The organism is Ignatzschineria ureiclastica, from assembly GCF_003121845.1.
Classification (GTDB): domain Bacteria; phylum Pseudomonadota; class Gammaproteobacteria; order Cardiobacteriales; family Wohlfahrtiimonadaceae; genus Ignatzschineria; species Ignatzschineria ureiclastica.
The window spans coordinates 83,266-105,953 of sequence record NZ_QEWQ01000002.1; the positions used below are offsets into that span (position 1 = coordinate 83,266).

A 22,688-nucleotide genomic window follows, 5' to 3' on the forward strand; every position below is an offset into this window, starting at 1 on the left:
GGCTAGAAAGAAAGTGTAGATACTCTCTGACTGTATATAGTAGTGATGTATTTTTTACAAAATAACTGTATCCATACTGTTATCACATAAGTTCCAGGAGCCAGAATTACTCTATTGATGAATGGACTTTATGTAATCACAGTAAGCGTCACAAACCGGGAGGAAGTAGAATATGGTAGCATTGACTGGAAATATGACTATTTGGCGAGGTGCGCGCATTGCCACAATGGATAGTGCGCATACGGCAGATTATGGATTACTTGAAAATCATGATCTGATTACAGAAGGGGATAAGATTGTCGCAATTTTACCTACAGATAGTTATGAAACTCCAGAAGGTGCAACGATTCATCGACTTGATAATCTACTCATTACCCCAGGGTTTATTGATTGTCATACTCATATTGTATTTGGGGGTAACCGCGCAAAAGAGTGGGAGATGCGTCAAAATGGTATTCCTTATGCAGAGATTGCAGCTCAAGGTGGGGGAATTAATTCCACGGTAGAAGCAACGCGTGAGGCAACAGAAGAGGCGCTCTATCAAAAAGCGCGCCTTAGAATGCAAGCCCTCGCGGAAGATGGTGTTACAACGCTTGAATCTAAAACAGGTTATGGTCTTGATCTTGCGAATGAACGCAAACAGTTAGCCGTTTCGGAGCGTTTAGGGCGGGATTATCCGATTGAAATTGCAACAACGCTCCTCTCAGCGCATGCAGTGCCACTTGAGTATAAAGATCGTGCAGATGATTATATTGAATTAGTCTGCTCAGAGATTCTACCGACCCTATGGAAAGAGAAACAGTTTGAAGCAGTAGATGTCTTTTGTGAATCGGTAGGTTTTACACTAGAGCAAACACGTAAAGTTTTTGATAGTGCGAAAGCATTGGGGATACCTGTAAAAGGGCATATGGAGCAGATGTCGAATTTGGGGGGGAGCGAGTTAATTGCCCAATATAATGGATTATCTGTAGATCATATTGAGTTTTTAGATGAAGCCGCGATTAAAGCGATTTCACAATCAGGTACAGTCGCAACACTTTTACCTTTAGCATTCTACTTTTTAAGAGAAACACAGAAGCCACCGATCGATCTACTTCGTCAATACAATGTGCCTATGGCTGTATCAACAGATTATAACCCTGGTACCAGCCCATTTACTTCTCTTCGTTTAGCAATGAATGCTGCTTGTGTCTTTTTTGGTTTAACTCCCCAAGAAGTCATGGCAGGCGTGACGCGTAATGCCGCTCAAGCCTTGGGAAGAGAGAAGACGCATGGTCAGTTAAAACCTGGTTTTGTGGCAAATTTAGCGATTTGGAATGTGAAAGATCCTGTGGAGATCTTTTATGAGGTAGGTTATAACCCGCTGGCTTATCGTGTATTTAAAGGCGAAATGTTATCTAAAATGACATTAGCAACGCTGTAGATACCAATCTAATCACAATAGATTGATCGCAATAATATTACTTATAACAATAAAATCGATTAAAATTACCGATTGGTGTGAATTAGATGGGTCATCACCAGAGTAACAAATTCAGTCAATTCAAAAAGTGACTAGATTCGGTAATTTTAATATATGAAACAGATGTTTCATTTAGGAGGTAGCAATGCATTTATGGCAAAATATTGATAAAACAGTTTGGCAAGGGCGAGATGATTCCGCAGAGAGTCCTATTGCGAAACGTCTTTTTCAGACGGTTGTTCAAGCGCCAAGCTTTGCGCCTCAAGATTATCCTGAACATGTTGCGTTATTAGGTTTTGAATGTGATGAAGGCGTGCGTCTCAATAAAGGACGAGTAGGTGCTAAAGAAGCTCCTAATGCACTTCGTAAAGCACTTGCAAATATGGCAGATCATGGCAGCCACAAACCCATCGTTGATTTGGGTAATATTCAATTTGCCGGAGAATCTCTCGATGCAGTGCAGAATGTTTTTGCTTCTTGCGTGACGAAGTGCCATCAATTAGGCTTGCCTACTTTAGTATTAGGTGGAGGGCATGAAACCGCATATGCCCATGGTAAAGGTATTTTTGATGCTTATCCTAATCAGAAAATTGGGGTCATTAATTTTGATGCTCACTTAGATATTCGAACAGCCGAGATGGGAACATCAGGTACCCCATTTAAACAGCTTTATCAAAATGCAAAATCACAAGATCAGGAATTTCATTATCTCTGTATTGGTGCAAGTCTTCCGGGAAATACAAAAGCACTATTAGCAACCGCTACCGATATGGGTGTTGAGATTATCTGGGATAATGAGTGTCATCCTGGGAATTATGCTGAGATTGCCACTCAAATCGAAGCCTTTATGGCAAAAGTCGATATTATCTATTTAACGATTGATTTAGATGCTTTGCCATTTTCAGAGATGTTTGCGGTATCAGCACCTAGTGCTTATGGCGTATCGATGAAAGATTATCTTCATTTTGCTGATCAGATTATGGCCTCGAATAAGTTAAAAGCTGTAGATTTCGTGGAATATAATCCGAGTTTAGATCGTGATCAGCTCTCAGCTAAAACTGCGGCAAGAATGATTTGGCACTTCTATCATCAATGGCGCTCGTGATGAATGAAAGGGCGGATTGTGTTGGGCATGATGTTTCAACTTTAAATTCAAAAGACAGTAATTAATAGTAATCGCTAATAAAGACAGTCAATAACAATAGTTAATTTCTAGCCGATTAAGGCTAGTGGGTTTATTCGGCCTAAAAAAGCCTCAGATGGTATAAGAGGGAAAAGGAATGACCCTCTTTTCAAATAATTAAGGATTAACAAGTCAAAGATTCATGATCTATAGATTAATGAGTTACAGATTAATGCATTAAAAATTATAGTCTTAAAGTAGTTTACTGCCTATAGGACACTTAATAGCGACATACAACACATAATATTGATAATAAAAGCGTTGTGATGTCATAACCCAGAGAAACTTGAAGGAGTTACGATGAAAACAATTAAAATCGATGGTAATCATTTAACCTTAGAAGATGTCGTCAATGTTGCGCGTCATGGCTATCCCATTGAATTGAGCCCTGAAGCCATCGTTGAAGTAGAAAAGTCACGGCAGTATGTCGATGAGTTAGTAGAATCAGGTGCGGTCGTTTACGGAATTACCACCGGTTTTGGTAACTTTAGTAATGTTCATATCTCTAAAGATGAAGCAAAAGCATTACAAAAAAATCTCATTATCAGCCATTCTTGCGGCATTGGTCCTTGCTTTAGTACGGAGATTGTTCGCGCAATTATGCTACTTCGTATCAATAACTTAGCGAAAGGTTTCTCTGGAATTCGTTTAAGCACTTTAAATACACTCATTGAGATGCTCAATAAAAAAGTGCATCCTAAAATCTATGAAAAAGGTTCATTAGGGGCAAGTGGCGATTTAGTACCTTTAGCGCATATGGTTTTACCGATGATTGGTGAGGGTGAAGCGGAATTTGAAGGCGAGATGCTTGCCGGTGAAGAGGCGATGAAGCGTGCGGGCATTACCCCTATTGAATTGACTTCTAAAGAAGGGCTTGCGCTTATTAATGGTACACAAGTGATGACCGCTGTGGGTGCTTTAACTGTATATGATTCAATCGCACTTTTAAAAGCAAGTGATATCGCGACCGGTTTAACGATTGAAGCTTTAAATGGTATTACAGACCCGTTTATTCCGGAGTTACATGCACTTCGTCCACATCCAGGCCAAGGTCATGTCGCAGCTAATCTTTTAACCCTACTTGAAAATAGTGAAAGAACGACACATCAAGGCGATCTAAGAGTACAAGATGCTTATTCACTTCGTTGTGCACCCCAAATTCAAGGGGCAAGTCATGATGCTTTAAATTATGTACGTGAACGTGTTGAGATTGAGATTAACTCTGTAACCGATAACCCGATTATCTTAATTGATAAGAAAATGGGCATTTCCGGTGGTCATTTCCACGGTCAACCAATGGCGCTTGCATTTGACTTCCTCGGTATTGCTTTAGCCGAAATTGCTAATGTGAGCGAGCGTCGTATTGAGCGTCTTGTAAATCCTGCACTCAATAATAACTTACCAGCATTCTTAACAGAACAGGGTGGATTACATTCAGGTTATATGATTGTGCAATATGCTGCCGCTTCACTAGTATCTGAAAATAAAGTATTAGCCCATCCTGCCAGCGTAGATTCAATTCCCTCTTCTGCTAACCAAGAAGATCATGTCAGTATGGGAACGATCGCTGCACGTAAAGCGCGGGATATCTATGCGAATGCAAAATCTGTTGTGGGTATGGAATTAATGTTGGCTTGTCAGGCGATTGATCTTAATAAAGAAGATGCCGGTAAAGCATTAGGTAAGGGTACAAAAGCAGCATACGATACTATTCGTGAAGTGGTACCAGCGCTTACAGAAGATCGTGTTGCTTATGTAGATATGCATAAAGTCATCAACCTTGTCGATGATAAATTGGTACACAATGTTGAAGCAGCATTAGGGGCTTCTTTGAAGTAAGTCTACGAGATCGATGAGATCAAGGATCACTATAGAAGGTTAGTAAAACCGCTATAGTGATCGCACAATGAAGTTATATCTTGTTTTGAATGTTGATATTAATACTATATTAATACTAATATTCAATGATTCAGTAGAGATATAGCAATAATCAATAGAAAGAGCGCGTTATTGGCATCGGTAGAATAGATAAAATATGGATGACAAATATGAAGCATTCATATCAATAGCTCATTAGATTATAAGAGATTATAAGATTTCAAGCATATCAAAAGGATTTGTGGCAATCATGAAAGAACCATAAGTTGATATTGATAATCAATATTAATAAATATTAATCAATATCATACTTGATGCTTCTGATTTGATATGACCTGACTTGAAGACCAAACAGCTCATAACGCCTCTTTTACTGCATCATTGCGTAATTTGTACGATATTTTCCATATTATGATTTGGCATAATGTACTATTACACGATGACCGCTTTTCACGCAGGAGGATTTTATTATGGCCACACAACAATTAAAAAAGGGCCTTACTGCACGTCATGTTCTTTTTATCGGTTTAGGTTCAGCGGTTGGAACAGGGCTTTTTTATGGCTCGGCTGGGGCAATTGAATTAGCAGGCCCTGCGGTACTCGTTGCTTATTTATTAGCAGGATTAGCTGTATTTATGGTGATGCGCGCATTGGGAGAGATGATTATGCATAATCCTCTACCAGGAGCTTTTGGTGCGTATGCCTCTAAATATTTAGGACCATTGCCTGGTTACATTACAGGGTGGACCTATGTGATTGAGATGGCACTTGTCTGTATTGCCGATGTTACCGCTTTCGCCGTTTATATGGGCGTTTGGTATCCGGATGTGGGCCACTGGGTTTGGGCGCTAGGTATTACATTAGTACTGTGCGGTATCAATCTCTGTACAGTTCGTCTTTTTGGGGAGTTAAGTTTCTGGCTTTCACTACTGAAAGTTGTGGCAATTGTCGTGATGATTGTTGCAGGTGCTTATATTCTCTTCTCAGGAATGGGTATTACTGGTAGCGATATTACGGGTGGTGGCAGTAAAAGTTCTATCTCTAATCTTTGGGAAATTGGAGGGTTTGCACCCTATGGGATTCAGGGCATTATTATCTCATTGAGTGTTGTCGTGTTCGCCTTTGGGGGTGTTGAGACTTTAGGTTTAACCGCGCTTGAAGCGAAGAATCCCAATAAAGTGATTCCTATGGCCATTAATGTGGTGCCGGTACAGATTCTACTATTCTATTTCTTGGCGATGTTGGTGGTTCTTTCGCTCTTTCCTTGGAATGAGATTGGTTTAGAGGGCAGTCCATTTGTAACTATTTTCCATAAGCTCGGTATTGAGTCAGCGGCGAATATTCTCAATTTAGTGGTGATTACTGCAGCTGTTTCGGCGATTAATAGCGATATCTTTGGAGCCGGTAGAATGATGTATGGTCTCTCTAAACAAGGCCAAGCACCGAAAATTTATAGTAAGCTCTCAAAAAGTGGGGTTCCGATCTATGCGGTAGGTGTTATGTTCTTAGTCTTAATCTTAGGCGTTATTTTAAACTACTTTATCCACGATCAACTCTTTTTCATCATTGCTTCAATGGCAACCTTTGCAACAGTTTGGGTTTGGATGACAGTATTGATCTCACAAGTGATGATGCGCCGTACCTTATCACCGGAAGAGCAGAAAGCACTTAAATTCCCGATCCCATTTTGGCCTGTAGGACCTTTTATTGCGATTGCGTTTATGGTCTTTGTAATCGGCGTGCTTGCTTATTATCCGCCAGCAAGAGGGGCATTTTATGCAGGGATTATCTGGTTAGTGTGGTTAGTCTTAGCCTACTATTTCTGGACTAAACCACAGATGGCAAAACGTGCCGCTGCCGGGGAAGTCTTTACAGATTGATAGATTAATTGCCATAAGCTTTAGATGAAATATAAATTTAGTTTCAGCATATTGAGTGTGACTCCTATATACCATCACTCAATAGAGGTTCTCTTTTGATGGTTTGTTCAGAGAATCTTTTACCCTAATAGTTAGTGATAATTATTAGGGCTTTTTTATGACGGGATGAAAAAGAGGCATAAAAAAACTCTTTGAGCTAAAGGCTCAAAGAGTAAAAAAAGATCTCCCATAATCTAGGGGGAGGGAGAACTTGAGGACAAAAGTCTATGAATCGACATTTAATGCGTCATTCATATTGTATTGAGATATTGGGAATGTACTTCAATATCTCAATATTATATTTCAATAGGAAATAGAGAGATAAAAGCGCTAGATCGCCATTTTATTAGATTGCACTGAGCGCTTTATCATCTATCCGACTCTATTAGAAAGTTATTCTACAGACAGAGAAACACTTACTGAGAAGAGCACAGCGGCGATACGAATTGCTGATTGAATACCTTGAGTAGAAACACCTAATTCACGAAGATTTTTCTCATGTGAATCAAGGCACATACCACAACCATTGACTGCTGATACAGCAATTGACGCTAATTCAAACGTTGCTTTATCTAGGCCTGGATTTGCCATTTGGTTCATGCGAAGACGCGCTGGTAATTTGCCATATTCACTGTCAGATACAAGATGTGTAAAACGATAGTAAATATTGTTCATGCTCATAATGCTAGTTGCGATCTGCGCACCTTGGTATTCTTCTTCTGTTAAGAAGTCTTGTGCAAATTGCTCGATATTTTCAACGAGCACTTTGCATTTTGTGCTAAGAGCTACAGAGACAGCAATGGCCGCAATCTGCTTTTCTGTTAAGCCTGGTGCACCGGCTTCTGTTAATACCGTTGAAAAGTTTAAACGCATATCTTTTGCATACGCTGGTAACATATCTTTGATTGTATCAATTGCCATAATCTATTCTCCTTAATATATGAATATTAAAAAATGAATTTAAAAATCGTGTGTGATAACGATGATCACAGAAGAACTGTTTCAACATTCTTTAATTTAGTTGTATCAGGTCAGGTTTTAAATTAAAGAATGCTACATTTTGCGAGATTGTCATCAAAATAGATTTAAAATGCTATTTTGTCGATCTCTTGCTATGGATTTATTTAAACATAGAACCACGATAAAATCTTATGGTATTTATTAATGAGGATGATAAGTAATGCTAAAAAGGGCATTATAAATTGCACTTATCTCTATCTGTCTCAGTATAGGAAAAATAGACTTAGAAGACAAATAGCTAGGGAATATCAGAGAAATGGCGATAGATAGGTAAGAAATTGAGAATAAAAATAGATGACAAAAAGGATAATAACAATGGATGAACTTTGGCAATCTGATCCTTGTACTTATTTGCGGGAATGGCTTCCACGAGAGATTCCTATTAGTGCCTCTTTAGCGTTAGAGCCACTATCGTGGGTGAATGAGATGTTACAGCTAAAAGTTCCTTTGGAGGCGAATCGCAATCATATGCACTCAGGATTTGGGGGAAGCTTATATACCGCATCATTACTCGTTTGTTGGAGCTGGTTACATCTACAATTGCGTACATTGGGGGTTGATGATGGTGTACATATCGTCATTCAAAAAGCGGATGTGCAGTACCCTAAGCCATTATTGACAGATGGTATTGCCATTTGTCGAGGCGTGGATACAACTGCTTGGGCTAAATTTTTGAAATCTTGGCAACGTTATCAAAAGGGTAGAATAACTTTATCGAGTGAGATTAAACCTATGGATGCAATCGATCCGATAATGGATTCACGAACTGATGCACGAACTGATCTATCCATCACAACACAATTTATCGGTGACTTTGTCGTCTATCGAGCATAATCACGCAGAATATTGACGCAGGCTTAAGATCGTAGAGTCATTTTAGATTATGATATTGCTTATTAAAATTCAAACACGAATTCGAACTTCAACTCAAACTTGAACTTAACTTCAAACCTCAATTCAAAATATCAGGGATAGATATTTGATATCTATATGAGATTAGCTTAACAAAGGATCACTTTATGAAACTTGCATCAAAATCACGCCGGAAACATTATCAACAGTTACGGGAAAATCACTATGATCTGATTATTATTGGCGGTGGCATTAGTGGTGCAGCGATTGCTTTAGATGCAGTGACTCGAGGGATGAAAGTGGTGCTGCTTGAGAAGCAAGATTTTGGATTTGGTGCAAGTAGTCGCTCGACAAAATTGATTCATGGTGGCTTGCGTTATCTACAATCCTTTCAGTTAAAACAGGTCACGCATAGTGGTGAAGAGCGGGCGCTTCTCTATGAAAATGCTCCCCATTTGGTGACTCGCCGGAAGATGTTAATTCCTTTCTATAAGGGCGGTTCGTTTGGCAAAATTCGGACAGCCATTGGACTTCGATTATATGATTATTTGGCGAAAGTGAAAGCTGATGAACGGCAGCAGATCCATTCAAAATCAGCACTGTTATCATTAGTGCCAGCATTGACAGATCAAGGCTTAAAAGGGGCAGGTGAGTATGTTGAATATGTGGTGGATGATGCGCGTTTGACATTAGAGATTATTAAAAAAGCGATGGAGAAAGGGGCTCACTGCTTCAATTATTTAGCGGCTATCGATTTTAATTATGATGATAAAGGTTATATTGAAGGCGTTGTTGCACGAGATCAGTTGACAGGTAATCGTTATCTTATTGAAGGTGATTTCTGCTTGAATGCTACCGGTGCTTGGCGACAATCGCTATTAGCACCTCAAGATGATCACGCGATAGATTCTTCTACAGCTACGGTAAAAGATCAGTCTGTAAAAGATCAGTCAAGCACTGATCGCTCAGCTAATAATAGCTTACCTGATAGCGCGATTAAATGGATTAAAGGTGCCCATATTGTCTTTGATCAGACAGATTTTCCTTTGAAAGAAGCGGTTTGTATCGAGATAGACCCTCAAGAAGAGGGGGCTGAATCTAAGCGTAAAAAAGAGATGGTGATGGCGATTCCTTATGCCGGCAAAACCTATGTGGGTGTGAGTCAAAGTGAATATGAGGGTAATGTGGATATGCCAACGATTTCAGTGAGCGATCAAGGATATCTGTTATCGGCAATGCAACGATTTTTCCCTAGCCTTCATTTGACGAGTGAAATGATTGAGTCGAGTTGGGCGGGTGTAATGCCGATTGTCGCGCATAAAGGGGCATCTTCTAAAAAAGGTCAGCCGGTGAGTGCATTACTCGATGAAGCTGAGAATGGTTTATTAACGCTTATGAGTGGCAAATTAACGGGTTATCGCTCGCTGGCACAAGCTGTTGTTGATGAGTTAGCCAGTAAAATTATGACCGTTAAACAGCGACAATTTAAACCCTGTCAAACAGCTCAATTAACTGTTTCAGGCGGAGATGTTGGCGGTAGTGCTGGGCTAGATCATTTCTTGCAAGAAGCGATTAAGCGCGGAGAGACTTTACAGTTGAGTGAGGAGGAGAGCCGAGCTTTAGCGATCCGTTATGGGAGTAATGTTGAGCATCTTTTTACCATTGCCGAGAAAGCAACACCGGAAGTGTTACAAGGTTTACCGTTGCTACTCTATACCCAACTCTATTACAGCGTGACAGAAGAGGGCGTGATGACCCCTTGTGATTTCTTTATTCGTCGCTTAGGCGCACTCTATTTTGATATTGATTTAGTTAAAAATCATCGAGTTGCAGTCGTAGAGTGGATGGCGCGTTATTTTGGTTGGTCAATTGCCGAGGTTAAGCGCTATAATGCTGAACTTGAGCAAGCGCTCTACCAGGCAACGCATGCAGTAGAAGATGACCGTATTGTGAAGATTACTCATCAAACTGACGATAATCAATCGCAAAATAGAATAAGCAAGGATGCAGAGGAAGTCGGCACTCAGAAAAATGAAGCCGATGTGTAGGATGTTTTGAAAGTATATTTTAAGGACATATTTTAAGTATATATTTTAAAAGTGAATTTTAAATATACATTTTAATTCACGTTTTAATACACATTTGCTATTCACTTCGGGTGAAGTATGTGATGATATAAATCATTGATATTAATAAAAGGGGAATGAAGGATGAGCCAAAAAGATCTAGGGGCATTAGCGACCCGTTTAGCAGAGATCGATTTTGAGGAATCACTCTGCCGAGCATTTTTAAAAATTGAGACCGAAGAGGAGTTATTACGTTTTCTACGGGATCTCTTAACACCCAAAGAGCTCAATTCGGTGATTGAACGTTGGAAAGTCTGTCAGCTTTTAGTGCGTGGGGATCTCTCTTATCGCGAGATTCATGCGCTCACATCAGCTAGTTTGACAACCATTGGTCGTGTTTCTCGTTTTATTAATGAGGAAGATAATGATGGTTATCGCTTAGTACTCAGTCGAATGGATGAAGAAGAGAAGATCTAATATTCATTCTTCACCACAAATAGCTAGATCAATTGATCGCAGAACCGCCTAAAGAGGCGGTTTTTTTTGTCTGCCATTTTCATCGTTGTATTGAGAGTGCCACTTTTCATTCTGTCTAGAAGTATCGATCAATAAGATTGGTTCAAAAGATACCTTATTTAAATGCCGGCGAATCGGCTGTAATAGATAAGAAAGCTGTTCTATCCGGCATCTTGCAAGTGTTGTTGAGTGCAGTTTGATGTGCTTTTTAAATCCGATACAGGCTGTTAAAACCATTTTTCTTAAACTTATTTTAAGAAGGATAGAAAAAGATCAGAAAAAGGATCAGAAAAAAATTGACATTCATTCTTGAAAACATTACTGTACTACTACAGTAGAACAAGAAGAGAAAATAATTGAAATCTTCACTACTCATATAACCATTTAAAGATATTGATCAATAGATGAAATAACCATCAAGGAGAAATTATGAAGAAGTTACTAGCTGTAGTATTGAGTGCCGCTTTAGCGACAGGATTAACAGGGGCTGCATTTGCTGCAGATATGAAAAAAGTTTATGTTAATCAGATCGTAGAGCATCCTGCACTTGATATGACTGCCAAAGGTATCCGCGATGGTCTTAAAGAGCGGGGGTATGTGGAAGGGGAAAATTTAGATTTTGTCATTGAATCAGCGCAAGCGAATGTGGCATTAGCTTCTCAAATTTCTACCAAATTTGTAGCACAAAATGCTGATGTAACGGTGGGAATTGGTACGCCCTCTGCCCAAAGTCTTGTAAAGGCCGCGATGGATGGTAAGACTAAAATGGTCTTCAGTTCAATCACTGATCCATTGGCAGCAAGTTTAGTGAAGTCCCTTGAAAATTCGAATACTAACGTAACCGGTATGTCGAACTTTGTAGAAGTCGCCCCGCAGTTAGAGATGTTTAAAACGGTATTGCCGGAGATGAAAAAGCTAGGCTTTATCTATAATCCAGGGGAAGCAAACTCCATTTCACAATTGGAAGATCTACAAAAAGCCGCACCTCAATTGGGTATCGAAGTCATCACGCAAGCGGTGAACCGTACAGCCGATGTGCCACAAGCGGCGACTCGTTTAGCAAGTCAAGCAGATGCGATCTTTATCTATGGAGATAATACAGCACTTGCCGCATTAGAGAGTATTGTGATTGCCGGTATTAAACAAGGTAAGCCTGTTTTTGTTGCGGATACAGATGCAGTACCATCGGGTCCTCTTGCGGCGCTTGGTCCTAATCAGTATCAATTAGGGATCGATACAGCAGCGATGATTGCCGACATTTTAGAAGGAACGGATATCAATGCAATTCCTGTGGGTTTCCCGGGTAAAACTGAATTGGTGATCAATTTAGATAGCGCGAAAAAGCTCGGCATTGAATTACCTGCTACAATTATCGATTCTGCGGCTGTGATTATTGAAGATGGTCAAGCTCGCACTGTCAAATAATAGCGTGAATGAGTATAGTGAATTCTCGTGAATTCTCAAGCGTAAAGGATGCGTAATGAGCATAAGTGAATTAGTGATGAGCCTGGAACTCGGGCTCATTTATGGAATTGTCGGGATGGGAATCTATCTGACCTTTCGGATTATCGATTTCCCGGATCTAACCTGTGATGGTAGCTTCGTTTTAGGTGCGGCAATCTCTTCAATCTTAATTAAAGCCGGCGTTGATCCCTTTATCTCGTTAATATTCGCACTTATGGGCGGTGCATTAGCGGGCGCATTAACCGGCATTTTAAATAGCTTTTTTAAAGTGACCGATCTACTTGCCGGGATTCTCGTGGCCTTTATGCTCTATTCGATTAATTTACACGTGATGAACGGAACCCCCAATATTTCGCTATTAATGTCGCCGACTATTTTTATTACTAATAATTTGGTGGTATTAGGCGGTATTGCGGTGGTTCTGATCGCACTCTTTACATTCTTACTCAATACAGATATTGGGCTTTCACTACGGGCTGTCGGGCAGAATAAGCGTCTTTGTATGAATGGTGGCGTGAGTGTCAAATGGATGATTATCCTCGGGGTTGCGATGGGAAATGCGCTAATCGCAATGGGCGGCGCACTCTTCAGTCAACAGCAAGGTTTTACCGATATTTCAGCTGGCGTGGGCACTATTATTTCAGGATTTGCCGCGGTCATTATTGGGGAGAGAATCTTACCCTTTCGCTCTATCTGGATTAAACTTTTAAGCTGTATTGTGGGCTCAATTGTCTACCGTATCGTCACTAGCTTAGCGCTGCACGCAGAATTCTTACATCTGAAGAGTTATGACTTTAACTTAGTGGCAGGATTATTGATTATCATTATTATGGCGATGCCAGGAGGGAAAAAACGATGCTAAAGCTCGAAGATATTACCCTCAAAGTTGGTAAAGGCACGCAACTTGAACGAGTGATTTTAGAAGATCTGTCGTTAGAGGTGAAAAAAGGGGAGTTTCTCGTCGTAATCGGCGGTAATGGCGCCGGTAAGTCAACCGTTTTTAATACTATCTCAGGGTTTATGAAACCAGAGAAAGGCCGAATCCTCATCGATGGTGTAGATGTCACTAAGAGCTCACAAAAAGCGCGGGCGAAGCTAGTCTCGATTGTCATGCAAGATCCGAGAATGGGGACAATGGAGAATATGTCCATTTTAGAGAATATGGCATTTTCTTATAAACGGGGGCAGAATCGTGGGTTTAAATTATTTAATAGCGATAAACGCCGGCAATTTTTTCAAGAGAAATTATCCCTTTTAGAGATGAATCTTGAAAATAGACTGCACGAGATGGTGAGCAATTTATCTGGTGGACAACGTCAAGCATTGAGTTTGGTGATGTCGATTATGGCAGAATCTAAGGTGCTTTTACTCGATGAGATTACGGCAGCACTTGATCCTAAAATTGCAGAACATGTGATGGCATTGGCAGATAAACTCGTGCGAGAGCAGAATCTTACCTGCATTATGATTACTCATAATATGGAACATGCGATTCGCTATGGAGATCGTACTGTATTATTGAAAGAAGGACGGTTCTGTAAATCCTATAGTCGAGAAGAGAAATCGAAATTAACAGTTTTTGATTTAACGCGGGAATTTACCGATGCGTAATAGAACGATTATGGGCGGTGCAGTGATCTGTAATAATCTCCCAGATACCGCTCTCTTTCCCAACTTGTTAGAAGAGATGCTACAATATTGATATCATAATCTTATATCACATTTTTTATATATTCATTATTGTACGCACTTATGATTATTATCGCTGAAGATCTGCTATTAAAAGCCTCTCTTGATGGAGAGGTTCTTTTACATCAAGTCAAAACAAAATTGTTGGCAACAGAAGTGCAAACGATGGGTAAATTGGCCGCGATATTGCCACGTAAGCAATATAAGAAGGCTACAGAACAGATTTTAATGTTAAAGCAGCGCTATTATCCTGATAATCGATCCTTATTACCTATATTGAGCTTTAAACAACGAGGTCAAACTGCCGGTACTGCCCATTTGCAAAAGTGGGAGATTCGGCTAAATCCTATTTTATTAGCAGAGAATAGCACCTCTTTTATCGATGAGGTTCTGCCCCATGAATATGCACATCTTTTAGTTTATGCGCTCTATGGGCGAGTTCAACCCCATGGCAAAGAGTGGCAGCAGATGATGGAATATGTGATGAATCTGCCGGCTAAGCGGACTCATCAATTTGATACTGCCCGGAGTAGTACCAAACAATATCGGCGCTTTACGTATCAATGTGATTGCCAAACACATCAATTAACAGCTATTCGCCATAATCGTTTTCAGCAAGGAAAAGCCCAATACCATTGCCGGCAATGTGGGCAGATTTTAAAACCGATAGTGGATTCAACGACCTCGCAGAATTTTGAGTCGAGCCGATAGAGGGTGCTACAATAGCGCCTTAAATGGATATTGATAGCGATAAAATAGCGCGTAATTAAAAATAGGGTAGAGAGATTATGGCAGAACAAAAGTCTTCGGCACTCATCACAGATTTAACGGACTCTTCAGATCAATCAGGTAGTACAACAATCTCTACAATATCTGAGGCGCGTGCCCGGGAGCAATCTCACTACTCAGTGTCCGAGAAGAAGCTTGAGAAACGTCTACGCAGGCAAGTGGGTAGAGCGATTATGGATTATGAGATGATCGAAGAGGGCGATCGGGTGATGGTCTGTCTTTCTGGTGGGAAGGATTCTTATGCGCTTTTAGATCTACTGTTCAAATTGCAGGAGAAAGCCCCCGTTCAATTTGAACTCTTTGCGGTTAATCTTGATCAGAAACAGCCGGGGTTTCCCGAAGAAGTTTTGCCGAATTACTTAAGCTCAATCAATGTGCCTTTTGAGATTATTGAACGAGATACTTATTCTGTCGTGAAGCGAGTGATTCCAGAAGGGAAAACCACTTGTAGCCTCTGTTCTCGGCTACGCCGAGGAGTGCTCTATCAATATGCTAAAGATCATAGGTTTAATAAGATTGCATTAGGTCATCATCGAGATGATATGGTGGAAACGCTCTTTATGAATCTGTTCTTTGGCGGTACGATGAAATCGATGCCACCGAAGTTGAGAAGTGATGATGGAGAAAATATCCTCATTCGTCCCCTTGCGTACTGTGAAGAGAAAGATTTGATCAAATACGCACAAATGCGCCAATTTCCGATTATTCCTTGTAATCTCTGTGGTTCACAAGATGGCTTACAGCGACAAAGCACTAAATCTATGCTTGCAGAATGGGAGGCAAAATATCCCGGTCGTATGGATTCTATCTTTAGAGCGATGTGTAATGTAAAACCCTCACAATTAGCAGATAATCAACTGTTTGATTTTAAAGAGTTTAAAATTAAAGCGGACGGTGGGCAGAATCGCTCTGTTGTAGATGTGGAGGAGGATGCTGTAAAAGGTTCCGAGAAACAAGTCTTAAATTGGTTAGGGTAATTGATTGTGGAAATTTATGGGTTTTTAATTATCAATAAAAAACACTAAAACATATCATATTTAACATATTAAAAATAATCTTACAATAAGCAAACATAATGTAGGTCAATTTTGATAATGGTGTTCTGTGCTATAGTCTGTATGTACTATCATGAATATCAAATAAGTACATTGATATCGTTGTTCGGTAATAAGTAACAAATTTTATCATGTGACTTATAACGAATTCTTGACGGGTGTCGCGGTCATAGTGCGAGATATTATGATGAACAAGGCTCGTACAGGGAATGAAGGGAGATCGACCTACAGGAGTTGAAGGCAAGATACTTTCCACAAAGATCACGGCAATTTTTGAGTTCCATTATTAAAAGGACACAAATTATGTTGGATTTAAAAGAAAAATTTGCGAAAGCTTGGGATGGTTTTAAACAAGGTGAATGGCAAGAAGGTGTTGATGTACGTGACTTCATTCAAAAGAACTATACCCCTTATGAAGGCGATGAGTCCTTTTTAGCTGGCGCAACGCCAGCAACGACCCAATTGTGGGAAAAGGTTCTAGAAGGTATTAAGATTGAGAACCAAACTCACGCACCTGTAGATTTTGATACCGATAAAGCTTCTACAATTACCGCACATGATGCCGGTTATATCGAAGAAGGTTTAGAGAAAATCGTAGGTTTACAAACTGATGCGCCTTTGAAACGTGCCATTATTCCTTTTGGTGGTATCAAAATGGTGGAAGGTTCTTGTAAAGCGTATGATCGTGAGCTTGATCCTGATTTGAAAAAAATCTTTACCGAATATCGTAAAACCCATAACCAAGGGGTATTTGATGTCTATACACCGGATATTCTAAAATGTCGTAAATCCGGGGTTTTAACGGGGTTACCTGATGCGTATGGTCGTGGCCGTATTATCGGGGATTATCGCCGCGTTGCACTCTACGGTATTGATTTCTTGATGGAAGATAAATTCAAGCAATTTGCCTCACTACAATCTCGCTTAGAATCAGGCGAAGATCTAGAGATGACGATTCAGCTTCGAGAAGAGATTGCTGAGCAACATCGCGCACTGGGTCAAATGAAAGAGATGGCGGCAAAATATGGCTTTGATATCTCAGGACCTGCGACTACGGCACAAGAAGCGGTACAATGGACTTACTTTGCTTACCTCGCGGCAGTCAAATCGCAAAATGGGGCCGCAATGTCCTTTGGTCGAGTATCAACATTCTTAGATATCTACATTCAACGGGATATTGAAGCAGGGCGCTTAACAGAAGTCGAAGCGCAAGAGCTGATTGACCATTTAGTGATGAAATTACGGATGGTGCGTTTCTTACGAACCCCTGAATATGATGAACTCTTCTCAGGCGATCCTATTTGGGCCACAGAATCCCTTGCAGGTATGGGCTTAGATGGACGGACATTAGTAACTAAAAATACCTTCCGCTTCCTCAATACACTCTACACAATGGGACCATCGCCTGAACCTAACTTAACAGTGTTATGGTCAGAACAGCTCCCACAAGGCTTTAAAGAGTATGCGGCGAAAGTTTCGATCGATACTTCATCGATTCAATATGAGAATGATGACTTAATGCGCCCGGACTTTGGTAGCGATGATTATGCGATTGCTTGCTGTGTGAGCCCGATGATCGTGGGTAAACAGATGCAGTTCTTTGGTGCTCGTGCCAACCTTGCGAAAACACTTCTCTACAGTATCAATGGTGGTATGGATGAGAAGATGAAGATGCAAGTCGGGCCAAAACATGCGCCGATGACTGATGAGATTTTGGATTACGATAAAGTAATGGCAAGTATGGATCAATTTATGGATTGGTTAGCGACACAATATGTCACAGCCCTTAATGTCATTCACTATATGCATGATAAATATAGCTATGAAGCGGCCTTGATGGCGTTACATGATCGTGATGTTTATCGGACAATGGCTTGTGGTATCGCCGGTCTTTCAGTGGCGGCGGATTCACTCTCAGCGATTAAATATGCCAAAGTTAGACCGATTCGTGATGAAGATGGTATTGCCGTAGATTTTGAGATCGAAGGGGAGTATCCACAATTTGGTAACAATGATGCTCGAGTAGATGATATTGCGTGTGATCTTGTGGAGCGTTTTATGAAGAAAATTCAGAAACTCCCTACCTATCGGAATGCAGTACCTACCCAGTCTGTGTTAACCATTACTTCTAATGTGGTATATGGTAAGAAAACAGGAAATACGCCGGATGGTCGCCGCGCAGGTGAACCTTTTGGTCCTGGTGCAAACCCAATGCACGGTCGAGATCAGAAAGGGGCGATTGCTTCATTAACCTCGGTGGCGAAAATTCCGTATGCTTATGCGAAAGATGGGATCTCTTATACTTTCTCAATCGTACCGAATGCTTTAGGGAAAGATGATCAAGCGCGTAAAGCGAATCTTGCGGGTATGATGGATGGATATTTCCATCACGATAGTGAGTTTGAAGGTGGACAACATCTGAATGTCAATGTGATGAATCGTGAGATGTTACTCGATGCGATGGATCACCCAGAGAAATATCCACAGCTCACCATTCGGGTATCGGGCTATGCTGTCCGCTTTAATGCTCTCACCAGAGAGCAGCAGCAAGATGTGGTGACTCGAACCTTTACACAAACAATGTAGTGGGTAAGAGATCAATCAGGGAGATGAGTCTATTGTGTAAACAAAATTCTCAATCAAATCGTTAAGATATCTCCCACATTTGAAAGACCTTTGTTATCGTCGAGTCCCCGATAGTGAAATATTGGGGACTCTCTTCTTTTTGATCCGCAGTAGAGAAAGTAATATTGGTAGATTATTATGATAGATCTTGATGCGAGATCTATGAGAGATATTCATTTTCGGCGGTAAGGAGTTTTTTATGTCTGTACTTGGTCGTATTCATTCTATTGAATCTTGCGGAACTGTCGATGGTCCCGGCATTCGTTTTATTGCTTTTTTTCAAGGATGTCTATTACGCTGCCTCTATTGCCATAATCGTGATACGTGGAATTTACGGGGTGGACGATTAGTCACCGTAGATGAACTGATGCAAGAAGCTCACGCTTATCGCCATTTTATGAAGGCTTCTGGCGGTGGTGTTACCGCTTCCGGCGGTGAGGCGGTATTGCAGGCAGAATTTGTCCGGGATTGGTTTCGAGCCGCACAAGCTGATGATCTTAATACCTGTTTAGATACGAATGGTTTTGTTCGACAATATAATAATATTATTGATGAGTTAATCGATGCTACAGATCTTGTAATGCTCGATTTAAAACAGATCAATGATGAGGTTCATCGGAAATTAGTCGGGGTTCCTAATCGCCGGCCTTTAGAGTTTGCCCGCTATCTTGCCAAAAGAGGTCAGCGCACTTGGATTCGCTATGTGGTAGTACCGGGTTATACAGATGATGATGATTCAGCGCATCGTCTAGGGCAGTTTACAGAGAATATGACAAATATCGAGAAAATCGAGTTGCTACCCTATCACGAGCTTGGAAAGCATAAATGGGAAGCCTATAACGAGCCCTATAAGCTTGAGGGCGTTCATTCCCCACCGGCAGAAACATTAGAGCGGATTAAAACTATTCTCACATCCTATGGGCATACTGTGACTTATTAAAGAGATTAGGATATTTTGAAAGCGAGATTTTGCAGGAGAAATTTTATAGTAAATTTGGTTTAAGAAAAATGGTTTTAAACAACACTTGCAAGATGCCGGATAGAACCGCTTCCTCACTTATTACAACCGATGCGCCGGCATTTAAATGAGCTTATTTTGAACCGATCTTACCTCACTATAGAAAGCGAGATTTCCGAAAAATCGTGTAACAAAAAACAAAAACCGATCCTGCACTCTGAATGGCACGATCGGTTTTTATTGGTTGAGAAATGATATTCGTGGATTATTTTCTCGTGAATTATTTACCTTTAAAACCTTGCGATTTTAACAGTTGATTGGCCACTCGGATTTGATGTTCAAGGGCATCGCTTTCTTGAAGTAATCGCTCCTGCGCTTCAATATCCTTATGAGCGTTATCTTGGTGCTTTCCATTAGATGAGCGTTCTTCGGTTCGTGAACCATTCGTTTCGGTAGTATAACCTTTGCTACGCATCAATTTATTAGCAACATTTAGTTCTGTCTGTAACTCAGAGAGATCTGTCTCTACCAATTTCTCAGCTTCCTCTTTGAATGCCTTATGGAAATTACGCATTGAATCCATAACTTGAATCTGCATATCACGCACCGCATTCATATCTTGACGATAGATTTTAAGATACATCTGTAATTGCATCTGAACAGAGGGAAGAAAAGTATTGAGAAATCGACCGGCACTTAACACATTATTCTCATCCTCTTCAATGGCATCGATCATCTGCTGTGTATAAATAATGATCTGATCCACGTGCTGTTTGATATTATTAGGTGTATCGAGGTTCTCTTGTTCAATCACAGTTAGCACTTCAATATGACGACGCACTAACTCATATTTGGCATTTTGTTGACGTAGAATCTGCTCTTCCATTGCTCGTTGCTCAGCTTGTTGTTGCAATATTTTGGCCTCTTCCGCAATACGTTGCTCCTCCTCTAAATAGGCTTCTCGCTCCTCTCTATTCATAAAGTAAGAACCAAACTTCCGGCGAATATCTTCCGGCGCTAATATACCAAAAGCTAACAAGATACCGAAGGCAATGAGAGCCCAAAGCGGGAAGAGGGAGAGTAATGGCAGATGATTATCTTGCAAGGCACCATAGAGGAATAGAATCGCTAAGGGAATCGTGAGCCAGAAGATGCGATTACCAATATGTCGATCGCGAATGCCGACGACAGCGGTAAATAATCCACCTACTAAAAGAGACACAGGCCAAGCACCGCTTAAAGCCGTGATAATCGTTGCAATAATACCTACGCCGGTTGCAAAACGATTAGGACGAGCCGGGAACATCATTACAAAGCCGAGATAAGTACTAAAAAGGGTAAACCCCGAACCCACTAAAAGTTTTGGCGGAATAATATTCGTAAAAATTTCCGCTAAAACCCCGCACGCAAATCCTTTGCCGTGATCGATAAGACGCAATATAGTTGATTTAACCCGACTAAATCCTTTAGTCAGTGGGGTTTCAGCTCTGTTTAAAAAAGGTCTAATAATGCGATATCCGATATAGACAACAATGAGAAATGCAATAAACGGCATAGAAACTTCCTTATAAGCTTATAAAGCGATCCCTTAGATTCCGATGAACAGTATCGAAACTAAGGGATATGAAGAGCGATCTTGGCCTACATCGCTGATGACGATGAGAGATCTGACACTTAAATGGGGCGCAAACTCAATGATCACTTACGCCTTTTTAAAATATATTAGCTCTGATATTTATCAACAACAGCCCCAATACGTTGACGAAGATTATCTTCCATTTGACCAAGTTCCACTTCCACTTCAGCACGGCGATGACGGGCTTCTGTAGCAATACGCATAGTCTCTTCAATGGTATTGACTAAGCGATCTTGTACTTCACGAATGGTTTCAATATCAACGACAGAACGTTCAATCTCGGTTGCTGTTGCGATACTATTTTGTTGTAACGCTTCAGCATTCCGGCGAAGTAGCTCATTGGTGGTATCAGAGACATCTTTCTGTAATTTTGCAGCTTTTCCTTGTTGATCTAATGACAGTGCAAGCACCATTTGGTTTTTCCAAACAGGAAGCGTGGTTAAGATACTACCTTGGATCTTTTCTGCTAACTGTTGGTTATTATTCTGCATAATACGAATTTGCGGCGCTGTTTGCATCGCAATGGTTTTAGAGATTTCAAGATCGTGAAGACGGCGTTCAAAACGATTCAGGTTTTCCATTAGATCTTTCACTTTTTGGGCATCAAGAAGATCTTTACTCTCATCTGCTTGTGCTTGTAAGCGCGGTAATTCTGTCATTTTAATCTCTTCGATCTTCTTTTTACCGGCCGTGACAAAAAGGCTGATCTCTTTATAGTATTCAAAGTTTTTGAGATAGAGTTGTTCAAGACGCTCATTATCGCGTAGTAAACCCACCATAGATTGATCGAGATGTGCCGCGATCGTATCTACTTGCGAGGTCAGTGTCATATGATCGATCTTTTCAGCGGCATTTTTTCGAAAGAAGCCACCAATAATCGGTAATTTCGCAAGGAAACTACTGTTTTGATCCTCTTTGGTTAATGGGTCATATTCTTTCACTTTGGCGATTAATGAGCCTAATTGTTCCCCAATGGCGCCAGAATCTTTGCCTTTGACGCCTTGTAGTAAGGTATCGGCAAATTTTGCGATCTCTGACATTGGTTTAACGCCGTATCCCAAAACTTCACTTGCTTGATTAATATCGATATTTTGACTTATTTCATCAATACGAACGAGATCTTGACTATTCTCTTTAGGATCTTCCCCTTTGCTAAAAGCGGTAAGATCAGTGGGGTTAATCGTTTGTAATGCTGTGTTATTGTTGCTTGTGGTATTCATATCGTTTCATCTCTTTGTTATAGGATTATGAGGTAGAATCGTGGGCAAATGCCGCTTATTTTTAAACATATATAACTCAATATTATAGAACGTTTTATCTTATTTTACTTCCCATAATTCTATTTATAGTAAATTTGGTTTAAGAAAATGATTTTAAACAACCCTTGCAAGATGCCGGATAGAACGGCTTCCTTACTTATTACAACCGATGCGCCGGCATTTCAATAAGCTTATTTTGAACCGACATTACTATAATTCACGATTATCCGCTATTTTGCCATAAGGGAATGCAATTTTGCGTTCACGCACTCTGATTTTGAAGAATACAACGTTATGAGATCGAATGATGATGGTTT

The 22,688-nt window shown here is 40.4% G+C and carries 17 protein-coding genes; 14 read left to right on the top strand and 3 right to left on the bottom strand.

Translation table 11 applies throughout. The features are described 5' to 3' along the window. Positions 1-172 precede the first annotated feature (172 nt). The 4 genes from hutI to DC083_RS03185 all read left to right on the top strand — a co-directional run bounded on the left by hutI (position 173) and on the right by DC083_RS03185 (position 6,403). Positions 173-1,423, top strand: coding sequence for an imidazolonepropionase (gene hutI / locus DC083_RS03170; protein ID WP_109188824.1), 1,251 nt, complete (start codon positions 173-175; stop codon positions 1,421-1,423). 184 nt (positions 1,424-1,607) lie between these two features. Beyond that, positions 1,608-2,567 (top strand): formimidoylglutamase, encoded by a 960-nt coding sequence (gene hutG / locus DC083_RS03175; protein ID WP_109188825.1) that lies wholly within the window; start codon positions 1,608-1,610, stop codon positions 2,565-2,567. A 378-nt stretch (positions 2,568-2,945) separates the two neighbouring features. Further along, a complete protein-coding gene (gene hutH / locus DC083_RS03180) occupies positions 2,946-4,484 on the top strand; it encodes a histidine ammonia-lyase (protein WP_109188826.1) in 1,539 nt (512 codons plus the stop codon). Between the two features lie 509 nt (positions 4,485-4,993). Continuing rightward, positions 4,994-6,403, top strand: a complete 1,410-nt coding sequence (locus tag DC083_RS03185) for an amino acid permease (protein WP_109188827.1) — start codon at positions 4,994-4,996, stop codon at positions 6,401-6,403. 432 nt (positions 6,404-6,835) lie between these two features. On the opposite strand, the gene DC083_RS03190 is transcribed toward DC083_RS03185, so the two are convergent. Continuing rightward, positions 6,836-7,363: a carboxymuconolactone decarboxylase family protein gene (locus DC083_RS03190; RefSeq protein ID WP_109188828.1), complete on the bottom strand. Its 528-nt coding sequence runs from the start codon at positions 7,361-7,363 to the stop codon at positions 6,836-6,838. Positions 7,364-7,777: 414 nt separating this feature from the next. On the opposite strand from DC083_RS03190, the gene DC083_RS03195 reads away from it, so the two are divergent. The 10 genes from DC083_RS03195 (at position 7,778) to pflA (ending at position 19,458) form a co-directional block, all read left to right on the top strand. Beyond that, positions 7,778-8,296, top strand: coding sequence for a YiiD C-terminal domain-containing protein (locus tag DC083_RS03195; protein WP_157954881.1), 519 nt, complete (start codon positions 7,778-7,780; stop codon positions 8,294-8,296). A 185-nt stretch (positions 8,297-8,481) separates the two neighbouring features. Continuing rightward, positions 8,482-10,362 carry a glycerol-3-phosphate dehydrogenase/oxidase gene (locus DC083_RS03200; protein WP_109188830.1) on the top strand — a complete coding sequence of 627 codons (1,881 nt, stop codon included), beginning with the start codon at positions 8,482-8,484 and terminating at the stop codon, positions 10,360-10,362. Between the two features lie 162 nt (positions 10,363-10,524). Beyond that, positions 10,525-10,857 carry a YerC/YecD family TrpR-related protein gene (locus tag DC083_RS03205; protein WP_109188831.1) on the top strand — a complete coding sequence of 111 codons (333 nt, stop codon included), beginning with the start codon at positions 10,525-10,527 and terminating at the stop codon, positions 10,855-10,857. A 468-nt stretch (positions 10,858-11,325) separates the two neighbouring features. After that, on the top strand, positions 11,326-12,321 hold the full coding sequence (locus tag DC083_RS03210; RefSeq protein WP_109188832.1) for an ABC transporter substrate-binding protein: 996 nt from the start codon (positions 11,326-11,328) through the stop codon (positions 12,319-12,321). Positions 12,322-12,376: 55 nt separating this feature from the next. Further along, positions 12,377-13,222 carry an ABC transporter permease gene (locus DC083_RS03215; protein ID WP_109188833.1) on the top strand — a complete coding sequence of 282 codons (846 nt, stop codon included), beginning with the start codon at positions 12,377-12,379 and terminating at the stop codon, positions 13,220-13,222. Further along, positions 13,216-13,971 (top strand): ABC transporter ATP-binding protein, encoded by a 756-nt coding sequence (locus DC083_RS03220; protein ID WP_034855423.1) that lies wholly within the window; start codon positions 13,216-13,218, stop codon positions 13,969-13,971. The genes DC083_RS03215 and DC083_RS03220 overlap by 7 nt, the downstream gene beginning before the upstream one ends. Positions 13,972-14,214: 243 nt before the next feature. Next, entirely contained in the window at positions 14,215-14,760 is a 546-nt protein-coding gene (locus DC083_RS03225; protein ID WP_157954886.1) for a SprT family zinc-dependent metalloprotease, read from the top strand. 77 nt (positions 14,761-14,837) lie between these two features. Further along, positions 14,838-15,815 (top strand): tRNA 2-thiocytidine(32) synthetase TtcA, encoded by a 978-nt coding sequence (gene ttcA / locus DC083_RS03230; protein ID WP_109188834.1) that lies wholly within the window; start codon positions 14,838-14,840, stop codon positions 15,813-15,815. A 381-nt stretch (positions 15,816-16,196) separates the two neighbouring features. Next, positions 16,197-18,479, top strand: a complete 2,283-nt coding sequence (pflB, locus tag DC083_RS03235; RefSeq protein ID WP_109188835.1) for a formate C-acetyltransferase — start codon at positions 16,197-16,199, stop codon at positions 18,477-18,479. A 238-nt stretch (positions 18,480-18,717) separates the two neighbouring features. Continuing rightward, positions 18,718-19,458, top strand: coding sequence for a pyruvate formate lyase 1-activating protein (gene pflA / locus DC083_RS03240; protein WP_109188836.1), 741 nt, complete (start codon positions 18,718-18,720; stop codon positions 19,456-19,458). Between the two features lie 298 nt (positions 19,459-19,756). Here pflA and DC083_RS03245 read toward each other — a convergent pair whose 3' ends face one another. Further along, positions 19,757-21,031, bottom strand: coding sequence for a hypothetical protein (locus tag DC083_RS03245; protein ID WP_109188837.1), 1,275 nt, complete (start codon positions 21,029-21,031; stop codon positions 19,757-19,759). Positions 21,032-21,198: 167 nt separating this feature from the next. Further along, complete coding sequence (locus DC083_RS03250) at positions 21,199-22,332, bottom strand: toxic anion resistance protein (protein ID WP_109188838.1); 1,134 nt, start codon at positions 22,330-22,332, stop codon at positions 21,199-21,201. Positions 22,333-22,688: the final 356 nt, after the last annotated feature.

Excerpts from the sequence above, each read along its gene's own strand:
- DC083_RS03215 (WP_109188833.1), top strand. The coding sequence starts at position 12,377 with ATGAGCATAAGTGAATTAGTGATGAGCCTGGAACTCGGGCTCATTTAT.
- DC083_RS03245 (WP_109188837.1), bottom strand. The coding sequence starts at position 21,031 with ATGCCGTTTATTGCATTTCTCATTGTTGTCTATATCGGATATCGCATT.
- DC083_RS03225 (WP_157954886.1), top strand. The coding sequence starts at position 14,215 with ATGGGTAAATTGGCCGCGATATTGCCACGTAAGCAATATAAGAAGGCT.
- DC083_RS03220 (WP_034855423.1), top strand. The coding sequence starts at position 13,216 with ATGCTAAAGCTCGAAGATATTACCCTCAAAGTTGGTAAAGGCACGCAA.
- hutG (WP_109188825.1), top strand. The coding sequence starts at position 1,608 with ATGCATTTATGGCAAAATATTGATAAAACAGTTTGGCAAGGGCGAGAT.
- hutH (WP_109188826.1), top strand. The coding sequence starts at position 2,946 with ATGAAAACAATTAAAATCGATGGTAATCATTTAACCTTAGAAGATGTC.
- DC083_RS03185 (WP_109188827.1), top strand. The coding sequence starts at position 4,994 with ATGGCCACACAACAATTAAAAAAGGGCCTTACTGCACGTCATGTTCTT.
- DC083_RS03250 (WP_109188838.1), bottom strand. The coding sequence starts at position 22,332 with ATGAATACCACAAGCAACAATAACACAGCATTACAAACGATTAACCCC.
- DC083_RS03190 (WP_109188828.1), bottom strand. The coding sequence starts at position 7,363 with ATGGCAATTGATACAATCAAAGATATGTTACCAGCGTATGCAAAAGAT.
- DC083_RS03200 (WP_109188830.1), top strand. The coding sequence starts at position 8,482 with ATGAAACTTGCATCAAAATCACGCCGGAAACATTATCAACAGTTACGG.
- DC083_RS03205 (WP_109188831.1), top strand. The coding sequence starts at position 10,525 with ATGAGCCAAAAAGATCTAGGGGCATTAGCGACCCGTTTAGCAGAGATC.
- hutI (WP_109188824.1), top strand. The coding sequence starts at position 173 with ATGGTAGCATTGACTGGAAATATGACTATTTGGCGAGGTGCGCGCATT.
- DC083_RS03210 (WP_109188832.1), top strand. The coding sequence starts at position 11,326 with ATGAAGAAGTTACTAGCTGTAGTATTGAGTGCCGCTTTAGCGACAGGA.
- pflB (WP_109188835.1), top strand. The coding sequence starts at position 16,197 with ATGTTGGATTTAAAAGAAAAATTTGCGAAAGCTTGGGATGGTTTTAAA.
- pflA (WP_109188836.1), top strand. The coding sequence starts at position 18,718 with ATGTCTGTACTTGGTCGTATTCATTCTATTGAATCTTGCGGAACTGTC.
- DC083_RS03195 (WP_157954881.1), top strand. The coding sequence starts at position 7,778 with ATGGATGAACTTTGGCAATCTGATCCTTGTACTTATTTGCGGGAATGG.
- ttcA (WP_109188834.1), top strand. The coding sequence starts at position 14,838 with ATGGCAGAACAAAAGTCTTCGGCACTCATCACAGATTTAACGGACTCT.